Annotated in this window: 21 protein-coding genes and 1 riboswitch; of the genes, 10 read left to right on the plus strand and 11 right to left on the minus strand. The window is 65.2% G+C overall.

The window, feature by feature from the left end; genetic code table 11:
- The first annotated feature begins 95 nt into the window (after nucleotides 1-95).
- The gene (locus ACXJKC_RS06290; protein WP_456695830.1) at nucleotides 96-950 is read left to right on the plus strand and encodes an SDR family oxidoreductase; all 855 of its coding nucleotides are present in this window, start codon (nucleotides 96-98) and stop codon (nucleotides 948-950) included.
- Here the strand turns inward: ACXJKC_RS06290 and ACXJKC_RS06295 are convergent.
- Nucleotides 947-1,984: an NADP-dependent oxidoreductase gene (locus ACXJKC_RS06295; protein ID WP_456695831.1), complete on the minus strand. Its 1,038-nt coding sequence runs from the start codon at nucleotides 1,982-1,984 to the stop codon at nucleotides 947-949. The two genes, ACXJKC_RS06290 and ACXJKC_RS06295, sit on opposite strands and share 4 nt — an antisense overlap.
- A gap of 58 nt (nucleotides 1,985-2,042) precedes the next feature.
- Here ACXJKC_RS06295 and ACXJKC_RS06300 point away from each other — a divergent pair, with 58 nt between their 5' ends.
- On the plus strand, nucleotides 2,043-2,885 hold the full coding sequence (locus ACXJKC_RS06300; protein ID WP_456695832.1) for an SCO6745 family protein: 843 nt from the start codon (nucleotides 2,043-2,045) through the stop codon (nucleotides 2,883-2,885).
- Nucleotides 2,886-2,888: 3 nt separating this feature from the next.
- On the opposite strand, the gene ACXJKC_RS06305 is transcribed toward ACXJKC_RS06300, so the two are convergent.
- Nucleotides 2,889-3,320: an organic hydroperoxide resistance protein gene (locus ACXJKC_RS06305; RefSeq protein ID WP_456695833.1), complete on the minus strand. Its 432-nt coding sequence runs from the start codon at nucleotides 3,318-3,320 to the stop codon at nucleotides 2,889-2,891.
- Between the two features lie 83 nt (nucleotides 3,321-3,403).
- On the opposite strand from ACXJKC_RS06305, the gene ACXJKC_RS06310 reads away from it, so the two are divergent.
- From ACXJKC_RS06310 to ACXJKC_RS06330, 5 genes are all read left to right on the plus strand, one after another.
- The gene (locus tag ACXJKC_RS06310; protein WP_456695834.1) at nucleotides 3,404-3,973 is read left to right on the plus strand and encodes a TetR/AcrR family transcriptional regulator; all 570 of its coding nucleotides are present in this window, start codon (nucleotides 3,404-3,406) and stop codon (nucleotides 3,971-3,973) included.
- Between the two features lie 19 nt (nucleotides 3,974-3,992).
- Entirely contained in the window at nucleotides 3,993-4,571 is a 579-nt protein-coding gene (locus tag ACXJKC_RS06315) for a hypothetical protein (protein ID WP_456695835.1), read from the plus strand.
- A complete protein-coding gene (locus ACXJKC_RS06320) occupies nucleotides 4,568-4,792 on the plus strand; it encodes a helix-turn-helix domain-containing protein (protein WP_456695836.1) in 225 nt (74 codons plus the stop codon). Before ACXJKC_RS06315 ends, ACXJKC_RS06320 begins: the two co-directional genes overlap by 4 nt.
- 117 nt (nucleotides 4,793-4,909) lie before the next feature.
- Nucleotides 4,910-5,938: a nicotinate-nucleotide--dimethylbenzimidazole phosphoribosyltransferase gene (gene cobT / locus ACXJKC_RS06325; RefSeq protein WP_456695837.1), complete on the plus strand. Its 1,029-nt coding sequence runs from the start codon at nucleotides 4,910-4,912 to the stop codon at nucleotides 5,936-5,938.
- Nucleotides 5,939-6,694 carry an adenosylcobinamide-GDP ribazoletransferase gene (locus ACXJKC_RS06330; protein WP_456695838.1) on the plus strand — a complete coding sequence of 252 codons (756 nt, stop codon included), beginning with the start codon at nucleotides 5,939-5,941 and terminating at the stop codon, nucleotides 6,692-6,694.
- 181 nt (nucleotides 6,695-6,875) lie between these two features.
- Here ACXJKC_RS06330 and ACXJKC_RS06335 read toward each other — a convergent pair whose 3' ends face one another.
- The 8 genes from ACXJKC_RS06335 to ACXJKC_RS06370 form a co-directional block, all read right to left on the minus strand.
- Nucleotides 6,876-7,079 (minus strand): cold-shock protein, encoded by a 204-nt coding sequence (locus ACXJKC_RS06335; protein ID WP_056208020.1) that lies wholly within the window; start codon nucleotides 7,077-7,079, stop codon nucleotides 6,876-6,878.
- Nucleotides 7,080-7,245: 166 nt separating this feature from the next.
- Nucleotides 7,246-8,055, minus strand: coding sequence for an ECF transporter S component (locus tag ACXJKC_RS06340; RefSeq protein ID WP_456695839.1), 810 nt, complete (start codon nucleotides 8,053-8,055; stop codon nucleotides 7,246-7,248).
- The gene (locus ACXJKC_RS06345) at nucleotides 8,055-9,653 is read right to left on the minus strand and encodes an ABC transporter ATP-binding protein (protein WP_456695840.1); all 1,599 of its coding nucleotides are present in this window, start codon (nucleotides 9,651-9,653) and stop codon (nucleotides 8,055-8,057) included. Before ACXJKC_RS06345 ends, ACXJKC_RS06340 begins: the two co-directional genes overlap by 1 nt.
- A complete protein-coding gene (locus ACXJKC_RS06350; RefSeq protein ID WP_456695841.1) occupies nucleotides 9,650-10,789 on the minus strand; it encodes a CbiQ family ECF transporter T component in 1,140 nt (379 codons plus the stop codon). The genes ACXJKC_RS06345 and ACXJKC_RS06350 overlap by 4 nt, the downstream gene beginning before the upstream one ends.
- Nucleotides 10,756-11,571, minus strand: a complete 816-nt coding sequence (locus ACXJKC_RS06355; protein WP_456695842.1) for a hypothetical protein — start codon at nucleotides 11,569-11,571, stop codon at nucleotides 10,756-10,758. The genes ACXJKC_RS06350 and ACXJKC_RS06355 overlap by 34 nt, the downstream gene beginning before the upstream one ends.
- Nucleotides 11,571-13,223, minus strand: a complete 1,653-nt coding sequence (locus ACXJKC_RS06360) for a prenyltransferase/squalene oxidase repeat-containing protein (protein WP_456695843.1) — start codon at nucleotides 13,221-13,223, stop codon at nucleotides 11,571-11,573. Before ACXJKC_RS06360 ends, ACXJKC_RS06355 begins: the two co-directional genes overlap by 1 nt.
- A gap of 85 nt (nucleotides 13,224-13,308) precedes the next feature.
- Nucleotides 13,309-13,376: riboswitch (cobalamin riboswitch) on the minus strand.
- 71 nt (nucleotides 13,377-13,447) lie between these two features.
- Nucleotides 13,448-14,284, minus strand: coding sequence for a hypothetical protein (locus tag ACXJKC_RS06365; RefSeq protein WP_456695844.1), 837 nt, complete (start codon nucleotides 14,282-14,284; stop codon nucleotides 13,448-13,450).
- Complete coding sequence (locus ACXJKC_RS06370; protein ID WP_456695845.1) at nucleotides 14,281-14,796, minus strand: RNA polymerase sigma factor; 516 nt, start codon at nucleotides 14,794-14,796, stop codon at nucleotides 14,281-14,283. Before ACXJKC_RS06370 ends, ACXJKC_RS06365 begins: the two co-directional genes overlap by 4 nt.
- A gap of 95 nt (nucleotides 14,797-14,891) precedes the next feature.
- Between ACXJKC_RS06370 and ACXJKC_RS06375 the strand changes: the two genes are divergently transcribed.
- Both ACXJKC_RS06375 and ACXJKC_RS06380 read left to right on the plus strand, forming a co-directional pair.
- On the plus strand, nucleotides 14,892-16,790 hold the full coding sequence (locus ACXJKC_RS06375) for an acyl-CoA dehydrogenase family protein (protein WP_456695846.1): 1,899 nt from the start codon (nucleotides 14,892-14,894) through the stop codon (nucleotides 16,788-16,790).
- 77 nt (nucleotides 16,791-16,867) lie between these two features.
- Nucleotides 16,868-17,629, plus strand: coding sequence for a hypothetical protein (locus ACXJKC_RS06380; protein WP_456695847.1), 762 nt, complete (start codon nucleotides 16,868-16,870; stop codon nucleotides 17,627-17,629).
- A gap of 87 nt (nucleotides 17,630-17,716) precedes the next feature.
- Here ACXJKC_RS06380 and ACXJKC_RS06385 read toward each other — a convergent pair whose 3' ends face one another.
- Nucleotides 17,717-18,220: a MarR family winged helix-turn-helix transcriptional regulator gene (locus ACXJKC_RS06385; RefSeq protein WP_456695848.1), complete on the minus strand. Its 504-nt coding sequence runs from the start codon at nucleotides 18,218-18,220 to the stop codon at nucleotides 17,717-17,719.
- 122 nt (nucleotides 18,221-18,342) lie between these two features.
- Between ACXJKC_RS06385 and icmF the strand changes: the two genes are divergently transcribed.
- Nucleotides 18,343-21,576 (plus strand): fused isobutyryl-CoA mutase/GTPase IcmF, encoded by a 3,234-nt coding sequence (icmF, locus tag ACXJKC_RS06390; RefSeq protein ID WP_456695849.1) that lies wholly within the window; start codon nucleotides 18,343-18,345, stop codon nucleotides 21,574-21,576.
- Nucleotides 21,577-21,614 lie beyond the last annotated feature (38 nt).

The following is a 21,614-nucleotide window of genomic DNA, read 5'->3' on the forward strand; positions in this document are numbered from 1 at the left end:
GCGGCCAACGCTAATGGTCGCGGCGGACAGGTTCTGGAGCCCACGCCCATACAGAAGCGGTACGATTGTCCCAGTTGTTCTACCAAGGGATCCCCATGACCAAGACTCGATTCACCGGCAGTACCGCCGTCATCACGGGTGCTGGCAGCGGCATCGGCCGTGCCACGGCCATCCAGGCCGCCGCGAAAGGCGCCCGACTCATCCTGACCGACGTCAATGCTGACGGTCTGGCCGAGACGGTCGCCCAGGTCGGCGACCGCGTCGTGCACCACGAAGCGTTCGACATCAGCGATGAGGACGCCGTCATGGCGTTCGCGCATCGCACGCTGACGCTCGGCCCCGTCGATATCGTCATGAATGTCGCGGGCATCTCCACTTGGGGACGCATCCAGGACCTCAGTTCACAGCACTGGCGCGACTGCGTGGAGATCGATCTGATGGGACCCATCCACATCATGTCGGCCTTCGTCCCGGCCATGATCGAGGCCGGTCGCGGTGGCCACGTCGTCAACGTCTCGTCCGCGGCCGGACTGTTCGGACTCCCTGTCCACGCACCGTACAGCGCGGCGAAGTTCGGACTCCGCGGCGTCAGCGAAGTGCTGCGATTCGACCTCGAACAGCATGACATCGGCGTGACGCTGGTCTGCCCGGGAGCGGTCAAGACGCCGTTGGTGGGAACCGTCACGATCGTCGGCGTCGACCGCGAACACCCCAAACTCGTCAAGACGATCGGCGAGTTCGAGCGGCATGCGGTGACTCCCGAAAGCGCCGCAGCCTCGATGATCCGTGGCGTGGAGAAGGGCAAGTACCTGGTCTTCACCTCATCCGATATCCGCGCCGGGCACTATCTGCAGCGCTACGCGCCGTGGGGGTATGCGCTCGTCATGCGTGGGCTGAACCGCAAGTTCAGCCGAATCCTGTCGAAGGTCGCCCAGACTCAGGACGCCTAGAGGGTCGGATCGTCGCCGACCCGAACCAGGAGCTTGCCGAAGTTGGCACCGTGCAACATCCCGAAGAATGCCTCCGGCGCATTCTCCAGCCCCTCGACAACGTCCTCGGTGTAACGCAACGAGCCGTCCGCTATCCAGCCGGCGGCTTCGCGCTGGAAGTCCTTGTAGTGCGAATCGACGAACTGGGTCTGGATGAATCCCTGCATCGTGATGCGACGGGTCAAGATCATGCTCATGAACCGGGGCAACCGGTCGGGACCCGTCGGCATCTCGGTGTCGTTGTAGTGCGCGACCAGGCCGCAGACCGGGATCCGCGCGAAATCGTTGAGCAGTGGCATCACCGCATCCCACACCTGACCGCCCACGTTCTCGAAGTAGACGTCGATTCCATCGGGCACAGCCGCTTTCAGATCGGCTGCGAACGACGGCGAACGGTGGTCGAGGGCCACGTCGAAGCCCAGCTCCTTCAGGTACGCGACCTTCTCGGGTCCTCCGGCGATACCGACCGCCCGAGCACCCTTGATACGGGCGATCTGTCCCACGGCCGAGCCGACCGGGCCCGCTGCGGCAGCCACGACAACCGTCTCACCGGCCTGCGGCTTGCCGATCTCCAGCAGGCCGGCATATGCGGTGAAGCCCGGCATGCCGAGCACACCCACTGCCGTCGAGACCGGTGCGTGGGCCGGATCGAGGCGCCGAACATGCTTCGCCGCCGCGACCCCGTACGACTGCCAGCCCACATGTGCGAGCACGATGTCGCCGACTGACAGCGACGGGTCACGCGACTCGATGACCTCGGCCACCGTGCCGCCTTCCATGACTGCCCCGACCTCGACCGGCGCGGCGTACGAACGACCGGCGTTCATCCGGCCACGCATATAGGGATCGAGTGACAGGTAGATCGTGCGCAGCAGCACTTCGCCCTCGGCGGGCTCAGGCAGCGGCACGGACTCGACACGGAAATTGTCCGCAGTCGGCTCGCCGTGGGGGCGGGAGGCCAGCAGGATCCGGGTGTTGAGCGTCGCAGCAGTCATGGGAACGACAGTAGCGGGCAGGCGCGCAAGCTCTGAGGCCATGGGTGAGACTGGGCACATGACGCTGAGCAGAGCCTTCTGGCGAGCTATCGAGACCATCCACGTTCCGGTCTACTTCGCACCCGACACCAAGCAGAAGTACGAAGCGATCGGACTCAAGGGCTACTGGATGGGTTACACGGCGTCCCGGTCCGCTGCCCTCGGCACCCCGCCGGCTCCTGTTGTCACGGCACTGTTCCACGGCTTCGCTCCGGCGATCATCGAGCGCGCCCTACCGTCCGCGTGGGAACGCGCGACGCCTGAAGCCATCCTCGACGCACGCCTCGACCTCGCCCGTTCGACGATCGAACCGGGCGTCAACGCGACCGACGTGGATGTCGCTGCCCTCGCGCGCGAACTCAGCCTCATGACTTCGGGACTCGACTTCGCCGGCAAAGCCCTGGCCGCGGCGCACTTCTCCGTGCCGGCTCCCGAAGACCCCGTCGCTCGTCTGTGGCACGCAGCGACCGTCATCCGGGAGTATCGCGGCGACTGCCATATCGCGATCCTCACCGCGGCCGGTCTCGACGGCGTCTCGTCAAATGTGCTCGCCGCAGCAGCAGGCTACGTCAAAACCGATCAGCGGCAGCTTCGCGGGTGGACCGAAGACGAGTGGCAGGCGGCGATCGATCAGCTCGTGACCCGCGGCTGGGTCGACGCATCCGGTGCGATCACCCCGACAGGTCAGGCCGCGCGCGACCAGATCGAGGACACAACCGACCGCGTCTGCGCCGCCGGGATCGACCGCGAAGCCACGGCTCGTGGCATCACGGTCGAGGAGCGGCTGCGCGCAATCGCCCGAGCCATCGTGGCGACTGGCGCGGTAGCGTTCCCGAACCCGACCGGCGGCAAGAAACCCTGAGAATCAGGCAGTCTCGACGTTGAGGATGACGTCGATATTGCCGCGGGTCGCATTCGAGTACGGGCACACCTGATGCGCGACTTCGACGGCCTTCTCGGCGTCGGCCTGCGAAACGCCGCCGCCGAGTTCGACGTTGAGGGTTATCGCCAGAGCGAATCCGCCGGCGTCATTGGGGCCGATCCCGACCTCGGCCGTGACAGCCGAGTCGACGATCTCGACGCCGTGCTGCTTGCTCGTAGCTTTGAGAGCGGAGTGGAAGCACGCGGCGTAACCGGCGGCGAACAGCTGCTCGGGATTGGTCGCGCCGCCGGCACCACCCATCTCCTTGGGTGTGCGGACATCGGTGTCGATCAGACCGTCGCTCGAACGGACATGGCCGTTGCGGCCATCGCCGTCGGACGTGGCAACTGCGGTGTAAAGAATCTGAGCAGGCATCTGAACCCCTAAGGCATGTAGACTGACTAGTACGTCTACATGGTTGCACGGTAGGCAAATCCCCACAACCGCAGGAGCCCCACATGTCCGTCATCGAGATGAAGCCGGCGCGCGAGCGCATCCTCGACGCGGCTGTCGAGCGGTACTACGCCGAGGGGATCCACGCCGTCAGCGCCGACAAGCTGCTTGCCGCAGCCGGGGTCTCCAAGGTCACCTTCTACCGCCATTTCCCGACCAAGGGCGATCTGATCGCGGCCTACCTGCACGTGCATGCCGAACGCGAACGCGCCGCGATCTCGGCCAAGCGCGCCGAACTGACCGATGATCCAGCGGGCGTCCTGCACTGGTACGCCGACGTCATCGGCGAGGCGAGCTGTTCGCCCGGTTTCCGTGGCTGCCCGTTCATCAACGCCGCCGCCGAGTTGCCCGCCGACGATCACCCGGGACGAAAGGCCATCGGCGAGCACCGCGCCTGGTTGACATCTCAGCTCGCTGAGTTGCTCAGTCAACTACGAGTGGCCGAACCCACCGTCAAGGCAGATCAACTCATGATGCTGCGCGACGGCGCAATGGTCTCGGGTTACCTGGGCCGTGCGCAGGAGCAGATCTCCGCGGCGCTCGTCGACGGCGCCCGCTCGATCATCGGCGAGTAGACGCCGATCGCAATAGACCGTGGCGAAGGAGTCCCGTGCCATCGATCCACTCGGCCCCCTCGACGCGGCTACCCGCATCCTGGTCGGCGTGCTGGTGACATTCACTGCGCTCGCTGTCATGTCCCTGGCCTCAGGCGAGGGACACTGGTTCGGCATCGGCGAAGATCCGATCTGCCGCACTCCCAACTTCTTATCGCGCGACTCTCAATCTGAGATGTGCCAGAACGACCCCAGCGCGATGCAACAGGTATGGACCGGGCTGACTGCGGCCCCCAGCTTCCTCCTGTTCGTCGGCCTTCTTCTGCTTGCCCGTCACACGATCAAGTACGCCCGACGAGTCGGGCTGTTCTCCGCGGCCCTCGCCGAGCGGATCGAGGCCTTCGGTTGGCTGCTCCTGATCGGACTCGCCGCGACGACATTGCTCGAATGGTTCGCCGACGGAATGCTGAAGCACTCCATGGCGTCCACGATGTCGTGGCACAGTGGATCCTTCAGTGTCTCCATAGCCGGCATCATCGGCGCATACGGCATCATCGCCGTCGGCCGAGTCATGTCGCGTGCGGCCGTCATGCACGCCGACCTCGAAGGGACCGTGTGAGCGATCACCAGATCAAGATCACGCTCGACGAGATGCTCGAGCTGCGCGGTATGACCTTGACCGAGCTCGCGGCGCGGACCGATATCTCTTTGGTCAATCTATCGATCCTCAAGACCGGCAAGGCCCGCGCGATGCGTTTCACGACGCTGACACGCATCTGCGAAGTCCTCGACTGCCAACCCGGCGACCTGCTCGCCTACGATGGGCAGCACCACTCCTGACGAAGCCGGTGAGATTCCGGCGCAGTAGCGCTACTGTGACGCCCTCGGCGAAGCCAGACCGTCAGGCATGGTCATCTCATCCGCCCACGGGACGCACCCATCCCAGAGGAGAATCCCATGCAGAACACTGTCACCCCGCCGTCAGAGAACGCCCGTGCCGCAGCAACCGAACGTCTGGCCGGTCTTGCGACACCCCCCGGAGCGCTGGGACGCCTCGGCGAACTCGCGGTCTGGGTGGCCGCGACACAGGGCCAGGTGCCCCCCGCGCCGCTCCAGAACGTTCGCGCCGTGATCTTCGCCGGGGATCACGGGGTGTCCGATCACGGCGTCTCGGCGTTCCCCAAGGCCATCACCCCGGCCATGGTCCGTACCTTTCTGGCAGGTAAGGCAGGTGTCTCGGTGCTGGCTGCCCAGCACGGAGTCAACGTCAGGGTGCTCGACATCGCGGTCGACGACGACCTCGACGGAGTCGACCCGGCCGTCACGGCCCACAAGGTCCGTCGCAGCAGCGGCGCAATCCACCTCGAAGATGCGCTGACCGCCGACGAGACGGCCCGTTCGATAGCTGTCGGCGAGACGATCGCAGCCGAAGAGATCGCTGCCGGAGCCCAGCTACTGATCTCCGGCGACATGGGTATCGGCAACACGACGCCCACCGCAGCGCTCATCGCCACCTCGCTGGGACTTCCGGCGGCCGACGTCACCGGCCACGGAACCGGCATCGACGAGGCCGGACTGGCTCACAAGACACAGATCGTGCAGCAGGCGCTCGACCGGGCCGGCGCCCGCACTGACGACCCGATCGACACCCTGACCGCACTCGGCAGCGCCGACATCGCCGCGACCGCCGGCTTCATGGTGGCCGCCGCCCGCGCTGGCGTCCCGGTGCTTCTCGACGGTGTCATCTCGGTGGCAGCGGCCATCATGGCTAACCGGTTGGCGCCGGGCGCAGCCGCCTGGTTCGCCGCCGGGCACCGTTCGACCGAGCCCGCGCAAGCGTTCGCGCTGGAGAAGCTGGGACTCGAACCGATCCTCGATCTCGGAATGCGTCTCGGCGAGGGCAGCGGTGCCGTCGCGGCCGTGCCCCTCGTGCGATCGGCGGCGCTGCTGCTCGCCGATGTCGCACTGTTGTCAGACCTCGGCTAGATGTTGGACGCCTGGCGACTCGCGGTCGGCACGCTGACCGCGATCCGAGTGAGGCCGCCACGCACCGTCAACCGCAGGATCGCCGGCACAGCGATGCTGATCGCGCCACTCGCCGTCGTCCCCCTCGCGCTGCTCGTCGCCGCGACGCTGTGGCTCGGTCGTGAACTCGAGCTCGCGCCGCTGGCGGTGGCCGTCACGACTGTGGGGCTGCTGGCCGCCAGCAGCAGGGCGTTCCACCTCGACGGTCTGGCCGACACGGCTGACGGGTTGACATCCTCGTACGACCGGGAACGCTCGCTTGCCGTCATGAAGACCGGTGACACGGGTCCTGCCGGGGCGGCTGCGCTGGTCGTGGTGCTCGGGATCCAGGCCGCTGCACTGGCGTCCGTCATGTGCCTTCCCCAGGGACCCTGGCTTGCCGCGCTGCTGGTCTGCGTCTCACGTGGGGCTCTCGCGATCACCTGCGTGCGCGGCATTCACGCCGCTCGCCGCGACGGGCTCGGCGAGACGTACGTCGGCAGCGTCTCGCAGATCTCGGCCGTCATGGTCTGGATCGGCCTGACCGCGCTGATGTGCGCAGGTTTCGTGCTGGTGGACGAAGCCTGGTGGCGCGGCCTGATCTGCGCAGGCGCGGCGCTGGCGGTGACAACCGTGGTCATCCGACGCGCCACCAAGCGCCTAGGAGGAGTGACGGGCGATATCTTCGGCGCCAGCATCGAGCTCAGCCTCGCCGTCCTCCTGCTCACCGCCACCTAATCCCGGGGCGGTGCGCTGGCGTCCACCGCATCCTTGGGGCGGTGCGTTGGCGTCCACCCGGCACAGATTCTTGGACGCCAGCGCACCGGCCCCCGGGGGCAAGGGGGCAGGATGCACGAAACCCCCGAACGCCGAGGCGCCGGGGGTTTCGTAGATCTGTTAGATCAGAAGATCCGGTAGATCAGAGGGGACGGATGTTCGTCGCCTGCAGGCCCTTCTGGCCCTGCTCGACGTCAAACTCAACCTTCTGGTTCTCGTCCAGCGAGCGGTAGCCGCTCGTCGCGATGGCCGAGAAGTGCGCGAAAACGTCTTCGCTGCCGTCGTCGGGGGCGATGAATCCAAAGCCCTTGTCAGCGTTGAACCACTTGACTGTTCCTGTAGCCATTGTCTTGCTCCTTCTTGCGAATTGCCCTCCGCGCTTTTCGCGGATGGCCGTCGCGACACACATTTAACCGAGAAGAAATCAAGACCAGTAATGGAACATCATTCGTTCGTACAGCCCAACGTCGTGCAACTACTGACTACCCTACCGGGTTTTTGCCGACAATGGCTCATTTAACTTTTTCGACGATCGCCGGCGTGTAACGAGCACGGCGCGAGGCTCGCCGCAACGTCGCCAGAATCGCAGGCCCCAGCACGATGATCGCGACTGTGTTGGCGATCGCGCGCCCCGTGTCCCAGCCCGCTGTGGACGTCAAAAGCGTGTAGATCACGAACCGATGCAGGTTGTCGAGCAGCTCTGCTCCCGGTACGTACGACAGACCGCCGGTGTGTCCAGGCACCTCGATGCCGAGCGTGAACGGCCACGACGACAGGTTCATCAGCAGACCGTAGACGTACGCACAGACGATCCCGTAGACCACCAGCATCGCGATCTCGGCCTTGCCGGTCACCCTCCGGGGCAGCAGTCCTGCTCCGAGCCCGATCCACGCCGATGCCAACATCTGGAACGGCAGCCACGGGCCGACGCCCGATGTCAGCAGCGCCGAGGCGAACAGCGAGGTGCAGCCCAACACATATCCGAATCCCGCACCGAAGACCCGGCCAGCCAGGATCAACAGGAAGAACACCAGCTCCAGCCCGGCCGTTCCGGCGCCCAGCGCGCGCATCGCCGCATTGATCGCCGTCAAGACTCCCAGCATCGCCAACGCCTTGGAGTCCATGCCTCCTTCGGTGATCTCGGCCACGACCACCAGGACGACCAGGGGCAGCAGGAGCATGAACAGGAACGGCTGGTCGACCCGTGTCGCATCCTGCGCCGGAACGAGCAGCAGAGGCCACACGAACATGATGAGCCCGGCAACTGACGCCACGGTGAGTACCGCAATCGATCGGGGACGCAACTGGATCGCCGACCGCATCAGCCCAGCGCCTGCCTGGTGCGCGCCGCCTCGACCTGAGCGACCGTGAGCCAGCCGGACCCGAGGATCTTGGACACCTGCGGGGCGAATGCGGGCGATTCGGCGAGCACCCTGGCCTTGGGCCCGGCCGAGACAACCTCCCCGTCGGCGAGCACAACACACTCGTCCGCGACCTGCGCGATGAACTCCACATCGTGGCTGGCCACCACGACCGCCCTGCCCTGGGCCGTGATCTCACGCAAAATCGCCCCCAACTCGACCTTGGCTCCGTAGTCGAGTCCGCGAGTCGGCTCATCGAGCGCGATGACGCGAGGTTGAGCGGTCAGCACGATCGCGAGGACGAGTGAGAGCCGTTGCCCCTCCGACAGATCGCGCGGATGCACCGACCCGCCGATGCCCGGCGCAAGTCTGTCGAGGATCCCGCGGCATGTTCCGACGACGGCGCCGGCCTGCATGTCAGCGGCGTCGCATTCCTGATCGACAGTCTCCAGGTACAGCAGATCAGTCGCGGTCTGCGGAACGAGCCCGACCAGCTCACGCGCACGGCTGCTCGAAAGCTCCTTGGGGTCCAGACCTTCGACCAATACCGAGCCCGCGTGTCGCCTGCCGGTGCCTTGCAGCGCCCACAGCAAGGACGATTTGCCCGAACCGTTGCGGCCCATCAGCGCCACGACCCGTCCGGCCGTCACCACCAGATCGACATCGCGCACCGCGACCAGCGAGCCGTACGTCACCGTGACGCCTGTGGCCTTCAGCGCAGGCGAACCGGGGTCCAGCTCGACTGGTTCGGGCGTAGGCAGGACACCCAGCGAGGCCTTGGCACGTCGGGCTTCGCGCACCGAGAGCGGCAATGGCGACCAGCCGGCTAACCGGCCCAGTTCGATAACGGGCGGCGCGACGATGGAATCGACCAGCAACTCGGCCGGAGGCCCGTCACGCACTCGACCGTCCTCGACCAGAACGAGCCGGTCGGTGAACGGGATCACCCGCTCCATCCGATGCTCGGCCAGCACGACGGTGAGGCCCAGATCGTCGACGAGGCGTGCCAACGTGGCCAGAACGTCTTCGGCGGCGGTCGGATCGAGTGCCGACGTCGGCTCGTCCAGCACCAGGATTCGCGGATGCATCGTCAGCACCGCGCCGATCGCGACGCGTTGCTGCTGGCCGCCCGACAGCGTCCGCAGCGGACGCGACCGTAACGCCGCGAGACCCAGCAGGTCGAGCGTCTCCTCGACCCGCCGGCGCATCGTCTGCGCATCGAGCCCCAGCTGTTCCATGCCGTAAGCGAGTTCTTCTTCCACTGTGTCGCTGACGAAACCGGCAAGCGGATCCTGACCGACGTACCCGATCTGGTCGGCGAGCTCTCGGGGCGCTCGGCCGACGATCGACTCCCCGGCCAGCAGCACGTCACCGCTCAGCTCACCGCCGCTGAAGTGCGGGACCAGTCCGTTGAACGTTCCCAACAACGTCGACTTGCCCGAGCCGGTGCGGCCCGCGACCAGCACGAGTTCCCCCTCCTCGAGGTTCAGATCGACGCCGCGGAGCGTGTGGCTCTCGGATCCTTCGTAGCGGAATGACAGTCCGCGCAGTTCGATCATCGCGCCGCCCCGACAGCCAGCTGTCCCTCGGACATGACATCGAGCACCGGCGGAGGGGTGAGGAAGGCCGGCACGACGCCGACCATGACAGCCAGCAACGCTGCGAGGGTGACACCCGGAACCTCGGCCACAGGCGGCGTGATGGCCGTGACATCGCGGTCGGCGATCACGAAAGTCACTACCGCGGCAGCCAGTCCGGAGAACACCGCGACCAGCTCACCTGCCCTCCACCGGTCGGGACGGTATCGAGTCCGTTCCACCCGGCGTCCTGCCACGACGAATCCGATGGCGGCCAAGGCAATGCCCGTCAGGAGCATGGGCCAGGCCAGCCAACGTGGCGCGGTGGCATCGAGGTAACCGTAAGTGCCGACGCAGACGCCGGTGAGCCCTGACAACATCAACGTCCCGGTCAACCAGCGGGCTCGGCGGCTCGCCTGTCCAGACCGCCCGTATCCGCGCGCGTCCATTCCGGCGGCCAGCGTCATCGACCGTTCGAGAGCATCCTCGAGTACCGGCACGATGATGCGACGCAAGGCGCCGATCCCCTTGCCCGGATCGCCCCGCAGCCGTCTGGCACGGCGTACCCGCTGGACGCTTTCGGCGAGTTGCGGGAACACTGACAATGCGACGACGATCGCGGTGCCGACCTCGTACAGCGCCGGCGGCATCGACTTGAGCAACCGCTTGGGGTTCGCCAAGGTGTTGGCACCGCCGACGCATATGACGATCGCCGCAAGCCGCATCCCGTCGTAGAGACCGCCCAGCAACGAATGCGCATGCACCGGACCCAGCAGCGTGATCCCGCGAGCCACATCGGGCAGCGGGATCTGCGGCAGCGTGAACAACACAGGTCCGCTGCCCGCACCGCCGACCAGGATGCGGAACACCACCCGGATCGTGACGATCAGCAGTGCCAGATACAGATAGAACCGAAATGACAACGCCCACGGTGCAGCGGTGCGACGCGACACCACGACGAAGCAGACCACCAGAACCACCAACACGATCAGAATCGGGTTGGTCATGAGCGAGACCGCAGCCGCCAGACCCAGGGACCAGATCCACCAGGCCCCCGGGTGCAGGTCGCGCGGGAGGACCTTGGCTATGACTGACCGCCCGCTGCCTTGCGCCGCCACAGCGTCACGCCCATTCCGGCGACCAACAGGGCACCGATGCCGACAGTGACCCAGACGAGTCCGCCGGACCCGCTGTCGTCGTCGGCAGCAGAAGCCTTGGCCAGCTCGGCTTCCTCCGGTGTGACCGGCAGTGCATCGAGCTCCTCAGCCGTCGGAGTCGCCGTCGGCTTGGCAGTCTTGGTCGACTTCGCCGAGGGCGTCGGAGTCGGCGTGGCCGTCGAAGCAGTGGGAGTCGGCGTGCTCGACGTGGTTGACGGCTTGCTCGCTCCACCCGAAGGTTTGCTCGTTGGTTTGGGCTTGGGCTTGGGTTTCGTGGTCGGAGTCGTCGGCTTCGGCGCAGTTGCGGCCAAAGGTGTCATGCTCGGGTAGGTCTTGCGGTTGCTGGTCTGAAACACGAACGCGACCCAGCCACCCTGGGGAACGTTGAGCGATCTGACGCCAAGGCTGGAGTACTTCCAGGCCCCCGACGTGCCATTCGACCAGAACAGACCCCAATAGCTACTGGCTCCCGGTGCCTTGGCGCAGCTCGTGCTGGGCGCCCTGTTGACCTGGCACACCATGCCCGGCTGAGTTTCGACGTACGTCAACGAATGACCTGCGTCGACGAAGTTGCCGGCCGCGTCTCCGCCGCCGTTGCTGTCGCACGAGACACTTCCGCCGACGACGACTGTGACGCCGACGCCCTTGGCACATGCTGCGGCCGTTGCCGGACCGGTGGCGAGCACGACGCCCGCCGCGCTGCCCAGGAGCAGCGCGGCGAACAAGGACGTCAGACGGCGCATCACTTGACCTTGAAGCTCTTCGAACCGTTGCGGTTCTTGAACGCACCGACGACCTTGACGGTCTTCTTGCCCGCCTTCTTGCCGACCTTGAACGAGTAGTTGTACTTACCGCTCGAGTTGGCCTTGGACGTCTTGACCAGCTTGCCGGCGAAGTAGATCTTGACGGTCTCCCCCGAGGCCAGGCCTGAGGCCTTCACAGTCTGCTTCTTGTTCTTCTTGACCGTGCTGCTGAGCTTGAGCGCCAGCTTCTTGGCGGCGAGTACCTTGACCGACGCGGTACCGACGCGGTTCGAACGCGAGCCCTTGATCGTGACAGTACGTGTCCCCGTACTGGCGCCCGTCTTGACCTTGGCCAAAGCCACACCTGCTGCAGTGGCGGTTCCTGCAACGGTGGTTCCACCGGCGACCGAAGCTGTGAACTTCTCGCCTGCTGCGAGTCCGGTTGCCGACACCGAGATCGAGGTACCGCTGGCAACGTAGCCGGCCGGAGCCTTGGCGAGGAGCTTCTTGGCCGGAAGCTGCGCATCGACGCCGATCGCGGCCTGAGCAGAGGCGCGGACCCACTGGTCACGCTTGTCGTCCGGGATGCCGGCCGTCTTGCCGGCGGCGAGTGCGTCCTGGTCGAAGGCGATCGCGCCGAGCTCACTGGCAAGTGCGGTGTCCTCGGCGATCGCGTCAGTCACCTGGTGCGCCACGATCCAGGAAGCGGCGCTTCCGGCAGCACCGGTCTGACCCACCGACTTCAAGGTCGCCGCGGCAAGACCTGTCGTGTTGGTGTTGGCGTTGTCGTCATTGACGAACGATCCGTTGGCGGCCTGCTGCTTAAGCAGCCAGCTGACGGCGGCGTCGATATCGTCCTGCAGGTTGGCGACACCGGCGTCCTTGGCCGAAAGCAATGCCTGGATGCCGAATGCGGTGGCGTCGATCGTGATCTGGTCGTCGTCCGCGGTGGTGGCGTCGCCGCACGCGCGGTCAACGGGAAGGACAGTCTCGTCCTCCCACTCTTCCGTCGTGGTCGGGTCGTCTGCGACGGCCAGCGCGAACATGTTGGTGCGAAAGGCGCCGGTGGCGCACTGCTGCTTGAGCAGGTAGTCCGTCGCCGAGGTGAGCTTCGCGGTGCTGGTCGGGCTCGTGGCGAGCGAGCGGACGACCCACGACTGGCCGATCGAGTTGGAGTAGTCGGTGACGCCCGCGTCCACCGCGCGACCGGTTTCGTCGCCGCTGGCCACGATGCGGGACTCGACGGTGGCGATGAGGTTCTGTCCACCGAACGCCGTTGCATCAGCGTCAGGTCCGGATGCCTCGACCGCAGTCGCAAGCTTGCCCGCAGCGCCGGCCGAGCCACCGCCGATGTAAACCGACGGATCGGCCTCGAACGCGGAGATGATCTCCGCCTGGTCGCCAGCGCGCGTGTCGAGCTCGTTCAGTGCGAAGAACACGTCGAGCGACAAGCCATAGTCGGGGTACGCCGTGCCGTCGTAGACAGTGCTGACGATTCCGTTTTCGGGCTGATCGCTCAGCCACCGGGCAGCCGAGTAGGCGTACGAGTTGGGTGCGGCTTGCGCGGAAGGCGCTGCCACGACAATGCCGGCAGCGAGGGCCGGGGCGACAAGAGCCACGCCAGCGCGGCGGAAGTTGATTCTGTTCAGCATGTGGGTCCTTCCCGCTGCTTCACGGAAAGGCTCGAAGCCCGTCACGTGTATGCCTCGACAGCGTGGATCGGTCATGCCCTCAGTAGGTGTTCCGGCTCGCCACTTGAGGTGGCCTACGGTTGCGGGTCAGCGCCGGAATTTGACCGGCTTCCCCTGACATGCGGGCGGATTGAGTTGTGCCAAACGGCTCCAGCAATCTAACACTCGCAATACCGCGTCGAATCTCAGTCCACCCGCACCTTGCCGAGCCTGGTCTCCCCGTCGGCGGCGTAGACCCATCGATAGCGCTTGCCACCGACGTCCAGCCCTTGTTCTCGCCGCTCTCGCGCCTGACGCTCGATCTCCTCGAGCGTGTTGGCATCCTGCAGGGAGTCCTTCATGCGAAAGTACGCGACTCGTCCCTTGAAGCGAGTAGGCAACAAGTCCGGGTAGGTCTCCTCCGGCTGATCCATATAGAAGTGATCGCCCACCGTGAGCCCGTACTCGTTGACTCGGTACGTCGGAATCTTCCATTGCGGTTGACCATCGGCACCCACAGGCGGGAGCGCCATCATGCGCTGCGAGACAGCCCTCGGCCCCCATTCAGCCGTGATCCGATAGTCGTGCGAGATGGTCGATTTCACGATCAGCTTCGTCACGTGGATGTCGGCGCGTGGCTCGCTGCCGCTCATCCCACGCGAACCGTACGAGTCAGTCCCGTTCTTTGGACAACCGCTCTCCATGAGTTCTCGGGCTCCGGCGCGAATCGAGATCCGCTCGCCCTTCTCGCATCGGAACCTGACAGAGATGTTGAGCCATTTGTCATCTGGTCCGGGCGCGCCGATCTCGAGCACCGAGTCACCCGTGAACAACTCCGGCGCCGCGCCTGTCCTCGTCCGCTCCACCGCTGAATAGGCAATGCCGCCTGCCGCCACGGCTCCGACGACACTGAGCACCACCGTTGGCCGGGACAACCGCCGCCACCAATGCCGTCGCGCGGCATTCTCCAGCACGACGGGCCGTGCCGCAGCCACCCACGCGTCAACCTGGGCCTCAGAGGGCCGCTCCCGCAGATCGGTCATCCTTCCATCCCCTCTTTGAGTCGGCTTCTTGCCCGTTGGAGTCGCTTGCCGACCGCCGCCTCTGACAGACCAAGGTGCTGCGCGGCCTCCCGGTAGGAGGCTCCTTGAAGCAGGCACAGCTCGGTCACCGCACGCTCACCGTCTGGCAGCTCAGCAACGGCGTCCAATGCCCAGCGCAGGTCGGCTGCGGCCTCCCCGCCTATCGGGTCCGCCACAATTGACTCCTCGCGCAGCTCCAGCAGATCGCGCCATCGCCGCTCCCGGCGGGCGTGGTTCCGGGCGTGGTTTCGGCAGGTCGTCAGAAGCCACGGCAGCGCCGATCCATCCACGAGCCTGATCGAACGACGTTTGGCCCATGCCGTCAGGAACGTCTCCTGCAGCAGTTCCTGCGCAGCCTCCCCCGTTGGCGAGACCGACCACGCGAAGCGGGCCACGGTTGGCGCGTAGCGGTCGTAGACGTCCTCGAACGACCGGGCGTCCTCGAACGCTGCCGTCACTTCGCTGTTCTCCACACCCTCGTAATGTCGCAGATCGCAAGATCCTGACAACCTTGCTGACCCACGCGGATCGACAAGCACCTCAAAGCCCACACCAGTACCGTTTGAGCATGACCCTCAGCGACGAACTCCGCATCGCCCTTGACGGTAAGTGGCGCCACGTACGGGAGCAGTCCCGCACCGAACTGGCCGGCCTGGACCTCGCGTACGACCACGACCTGACTCTCGACGAGGCCCGCGAACGCGTCCTCGGCCAGATGAAGAAGCTGATCCCCACCGGCATACCAGCGGCCGGCTTCCGTGAATCCAGTGGCGGCACCGGTGATCCGGGTATGGCCGTGACGGGCATCGAGATGCTGGCCCAGTTCGACCTGTCTCTCATGGTCAAGGCCGGCGTGCAGTGGGGACTGTTCGGAGGGGCGATCGAAAACCTCGGCACCGAAAAGCACCACCGCAAGTACATCCCCGACCTGATCAACCTCGAACTGCTCGGCTGCTTCGCGATGACCGAGACGGGCCACGGCAGCGACGTCCAGAGTCTCGAGACGACCGCAACGTACGATCCCAGCACTCAGGAGTTCGTGGTCCACTCGCCGACGCCATCAGCGCGTAAGGACTACATCGGCGGCGCGGCGCTGCACGCCGAAGTTGCGACGGTCTTCGCCCAGCTCGTCACGAACGGCGAGAGCCACGGGGTGCACTGCTTCGTCGTGCCGCTACGCGACAAGAGTGGCAACGATCTGCCAGGAGTTACGACCTCGGACGACGGTCACAAGGGCGGACTCGGAGCCGTCGACAACGGTCGCATCATGTTCGACAACGTCCGCATCCCACGGGACAACCTGCTCAACAAGTACGGGGACGTCGACGCGTCAGGCACCTACTCCTCGCCGATCGAGAACGTCAACAAGCGCTTCTTCACGATGCTCGGAACGCTGATCCGTGGCCGGGTCAGCGTCGGCGGTTCGGCGAGCGCGGCGACAGAGGTCGCGCTCAGCATCGCGGGTCGATACGCCCTCAAGCGGCGCCAATTCGCCCAGGGTCCCGGCCAGGAGGTGCTGTTGATGGACTACCGCATGCACCAGCGGCGGTTGCTGCCGCTGATCGCCAGGTCGTACGCCTACCGGTTCGCGCAGAACCAACTCGTCTCGCGCATGGACCGCCTCCAACGCGAGGACTCCCCCGACCCACAACAGTCGCGAGAACTCGAGGGACGCGCCGCCGGCCTCAAGGCGGCGCAGACCTGGCACGCGACCCGCGCGATCCAGGAAGCCCGAGAGGCATGCGGTGGCGCGGGCTACCTCGCCGAGAACCGGCTCACGACACTCAAAGGCGATACCGACGTCTTCACGACGTTCGAAGGCGACAACCATGTGCTGTTCCAGCTTGTCGCCAAGGAACTGCTGACGTCCTACGCCCAGGAGGTCGGCGGCCTCGACCCGGCTGGGCTCGTCCGGTTCGCGGCCAGCACTGTCGCGGATGTCGTCAAGGAGCGCACGGCCGCATCCCAGCTCATCCAGCGCCTAATCGACGCCCGGTCCAGCGACGACGACCACGATCTGCTCGACCGCGGCACCCAGCTCAATCTGTTCGAGGATCGTGAAGAGCATGTCATCGAGACGGCCGCGCGGCGGCTGCGTCGTGCCGGAAAGGACGATCCCGCCGAGGCCTTCGCGGTCTTCAACGCCGCCCAGGATCACGTCATCCGATGTGGTCGGGTGCATATCGATCGGGTCGTTCTCGAAGCGTTCACCGCAGGCATTGCACGATGCGATGACCCCGAGGCTCAGGATCTGCTGCGCGATGTCTGTTCGCTGTACGCCTTGTCGATCATTGAGGACGACCTCGCTTGGTTCATGGGCCACAACAGGTTGTCGGACCAAAGGGCCAAAACCGTCACCTCGCTGGTCAACGACCTGCTCGACAAACTGCGTCCCCACACGCTGACTCTGATCGAAGGATTCGGAGTGCCGGAAGAGACACTCGGCGCCGAGATGCTACTGGATTAGTTGTCGGACAGTGCGTCTGATTGAATGAAGCCACTCTTTTCATCCTTATCCATCTCTTATCCGGGGGGAACCACCGAATGAAGACACTGCTGCGATTCGCGACGATCACCGTCGCGTCAACCGCGCTCATCGCAGGAGGCGCGACTGCCGCCACCGCGAACACGACTTCCAGCACTGCCACCGCGCCTGCCTCCAGCTCGCCGGCAACATCCTCCTGGTCCGCGCGCGTCACGCCGCAGGCCATCGGCGATGCGGCGATCACGTCGATCAAGATCAAGGACGGCTACCTGCACCGCAAGGGTGTCAACTTCTTCCCCGGCACTCTGGTGGCAGCCGGCGGCAACATCAAGAACGTCACCGCCAATGTCGTCGACTCGTCCAACCGGGTCAAGGGCACCGCCGCCCTGTACCTGAATGGTGCTGAGCTCCCGAACACTGTCGGCGCAGGCAAGCTGCGTCTCACCGGCGTCGTGATCCACTACTTCGACGGCACCTCCGAGGCCAGCCCGACGGTCAGCAACTTCTTCTACGCCCGTCGCGTGATCACTTCGAAGCACACGTACCCGCTGCACATCACCGCACGCGGCAAGTCGCACACGGTCAAGGTCAAGGGCGTCAAGATCTTCGTCCCGAGCACGGGTCAGTACAAGACGCTCAAGTCCATCAAGCTGCAGTACAAGAAGGGCAGCAAGTGGAAGACCAAGAAGACGATCAAGCTCAACTCTGCCGGCAACGGCAAGTACAAGTTCAAGACCGGCAAGAAGTACCGCTACCGCATCTACTCGGGTAAGACGTCGACCTCAAGCGGCTTCCAGACCCGCCAAAGCAAGAAGATCTGACACCAGCACGTCTCACGAACGCCTCCGGCCCATCGGGTCGGGGGCGTTCGTCGTTCCGGAGCTGCTGTTCCAGGCCAGCCGTTCAGGTCAGGCGAAGTCGCCAGCCGCAGAACGCAGCTGACGCAGCAGATCGAAGGCCTGATCCTGTTGCGCGTCGTCGAGCCCCACGATCGCGAAGTCGATCGCCATGATCGCCCCCGTGGAATCGACCAGAACCCGTTTACCTTCCTCGGTCAGTTCGGCGAAGGTGCGGCGACGATCCGACTGATCGGCCACCCGACGGACCAGACCTTGCGTCTCGAGCCGATCCATCGCATTGGTCACCGATGTCGGGTGCACCATGAGACGCTCGCCGATCTTGCTGAGCGGCAACCGCCCCGTGGCGCTGAACGAGATGAGCTGCAGCACTTCGTAACGGGCGAAAGTGATGCCGAACGGTTTGACGGCAGCATCGAGCTCGGCGCCGATAAGCTGTTGCACCCGCATGATCGAGGTGGCCAGACGCATGGACCGCGGTTCACCGACATGCTTGAGCCACAGCTCGGAAGCGCGTTCAATGGGGTCGAAGGGCAACTTCGGCTCGGCAGGCATGCGCCCCATCGTAGGGGACCAATCCGCAGAGTGACCCCCACGACTGGTAATTACTTGGACATGCAACTATTTTAGATCCAAGTACTTGCTCGAGCCCGTCGCATCTGCCCGGAAGAGGAACCATGACCAGCCCCGCACTCCACGTACCGAAGAACCCGGTGCGCTTCGTCACCGCATCGGCACTGTTCGACGGGCACGATGCGTCGATCAACATCATGCGCCGCATCTTCCAGGCGCAGGGCGCCGAAGTCGTCCACCTCGGTCACAACCGTTCCGTCAAAGAAGTCGTCGACGCCGCGATCGAGGAAGACGTACAAGGAATCGCCGTCTCGTCCTATCAGGGCGGACACGTCGAATACTTCGAGTACCTCGTCGAATCCCTGCGCGAACAGGGCGCAGGACATATCCACGTTGTCGGCGGCGGAGGCGGCGTCATCGTGCCCGAGGAGATCGCGCGTCTGCGCGAGAGCGGTGTCACGATCTTCTCCCCCGAGGACGGCCAGCGTCTCGGCCTCGTCGGCATGATCAACTCGGTTGTCGCCGACTGCGATTTCGACCTCACGGCGCTCGGTGAGCTCGACCTCGACGCGCTCATCGCGGGCGACCGGGCAAGCATCGCGCGCGCCATCACCCTGGCCGAAAGCGGAACCCTCCCAGTCGAACAGCAAGAGCGCATCCGCATCGCTGCCGCCGCTCACACCTCCCCCGTTCTCGGCATCACGGGCACGGGCGGCTCGGGCAAGTCATCGCTGACCGATGAGCTCGTACGACGTTTCCGCGTCGATCAGCAGGACAAGTTGCGTATCGCGGTCATCGCCGTCGACCCGACCCGCCGGCGCGGTGGTGGAGCGCTGCTGGGTGACCGCATCCGGATGAACTCCCTCGACGGCGAACGCGCCTACTTCCGCTCGCTCGCGACGCGCGGTTCGCATGAGCTGCCCGAATCGCTCGCCGACGTCATCGACGTCGTCAAGGCCGCCGGCTTCGACCTCGTGATCGTCGAGACACCGGGTATCGGCCAAGGCGATGCGGCGATCGTCCCATTCGTCGACTCGTCGATGTATGTCATGACACCGGAGTTCGGCGCGGCCTCGCAGCTGGAGAAGATCGACATGCTCGACTTCGCCGACACCGTCGCGATCAACAAGTTCGAGCGCCGTGGCGCCAAGGACGCACTGCGCGATGTCGGACGCCAGATGGTCCGCAACCGCGAAGCTTTCGGCAAGCGGCCCGAAGACATGCCGATCTTCGGCACATCTGCCGCAACGTTCAACGATGACGGCGTCACGGCGCTCTACCAGCACCTGCGAGACACCCTGGGCGAGCGGGGCTTGCCGGTGGAGGACGGGATCCTTCCGCACGTCGACGTTCGCTACTCCAGCGGAATCCGCCAGGTCGTCCCGTCCGAGCGGGTCCGCTATCTCGCCGAGATCACCGAGACGATCCGCGGATTCCACGCGGAGACCGAGACCCTGGCCGACGCGGCGAGCCGAGCCCAGCGTCTCGAGCTGGTGACGGGCGAGGACCTCTCGACAAGCTCTAGGGAAGAGCTGAACCAGCTGCTGACCACCGCCCGCAAGGACTTGCCTGCGGCGATCATCGATCAGATCGAGGCCTGGCCGACGGTCGTCGAGTCGTACTCCGGCGACGAGATGGTGACCAAGATCCGCGATCGGGAGATCCACACCCAATTGACCCGGGAGTCGCTGTCGGGCAACAAGATCCCCCGCGTCTCGCTGCCGAAGTTCACGAGCCACGGTGATCTGGTGCGCTACTGGCGCAAGGAGAACCTGCCCGGCTACTTCCCATTCACGGCCGGAGTGTTCCCGTTCAAGCGCGACGGCGAAGACCCGGCCCGCATGTTCGCCGGCGAGGGCGATCCCTTCCGCACCAACCGGCGCTTCAAGCTGTTGTCGGCAGACGGCGAAGCGACCCGCTTGTCTACGGCCTTCGACTCGGTCACCCTCTACGGCCGCGACCCCGATCCCCGCCCCGACGTGTACGGCAAGGTCGGCACCTCTGGCGTCTCGATCGCAACACTCGAAGACATGAAAGCGCTCTACGACGGCTTCGACCTGGTCGCGCCCTCGACGTCGGTGTCGATGACGATCAACGGACCGGCGCCGACCGTGCTCGCCTTCTTCCTCAACACCGTGATCGAACAGCAGGTCGACAAGTTCCGTGAGGCAGAAGGCCGCGAGCCGTCAGAGGCCGAATACGCCGACCTGCGCTCTTTCGCCTTGCAGAATGTTCGCGGCACGGTGCAGGCCGACATCCTCAAGGAGGACCAGGGCCAGAACACCTGCCTGTTCTCGACCGAGTTCTCGCTGCGCATGATGGGCGATATCCAGCAGTACTTCATCGACGAGGGCGTCCGGAACTTCTACTCCGTCAGCATCTCGGGCTATCACATCGCCGAGGCCGGCGCGAACCCCATCAGCCAACTGGCATTCACCCTGTCCAATGGCTTCACCTACGTCGAGTCGTACCTCGCCCGGGGCATGGACATCGACGATTTCGCGCCCAATCTGTCGTTCTTCTTCAGCAATGGCATGGATCCGGAGTACTCCGTCCTCGGTCGGGTGGCCCGCCGGATCTGGGCCATCGCGATGAAGGAGAAGTACGGCGCCAACGAACGCTCGCAGAAGATGAAGTACCACGTGCAGACATCGGGCCGATCGCTGCACGCCCAGGAGATGGACTTCAACGACATCCGCACGACGCTGCAGGCGCTCATCGCGATCTACGACAATGCCAGCAGCCTGCACACGAACGCCTATGACGAGGCCGTCACGACTCCGTCACAGGAGTCGGTACGCCGGGCCCTCGCGATCCAGATGATCATCAACAAAGAGTGGGGCCTGGCGATGAACGAGAACCCGACCCAGGGTGCGTTCATCACCGATGAGCTGACCGATCTGGTCGAAAAGGCGGTGCTCGCCGAGTTCGACGCGATCAACGAACGCGGCGGCGTGCTCGGGGCGATGGAGACTGGCTATCAGCGCGGCCGGATCCAGGACGAGTCGATGCTCTACGAGCACAAGAAGCATGACGGATCGCTGCCGATCATCGGCGTCAACACATTCCGCAAGCCCCATGTCGAGGGTGAGGAACCGGCCACGGTCGAACTGGCGCGTGCGACCGAGTCGGAGAAGGAGTCTCAGCTGACTCGAGTCCGCACGTGGCAGGAGACCCACTCCAGCGAGGCGGCCGATGCCCTGGAAAAGCTGCGCGCCGCGGCGATCAATCACGAAAACGTCTTCGCTGTGCTGATGTCCGCAGCGCGGGTGTGCTCACTGCAACAGATCACCGAAGCCTTCTTCGAGGTCGGCGGCCAGTACAGGCGCAACGTCTGAGGGTGTTATTTCCCGGAATCTGGGTACCTCCCGTGGTA

Source organism: Aeromicrobium sp. P5_D10 (genome assembly GCF_054049535.1).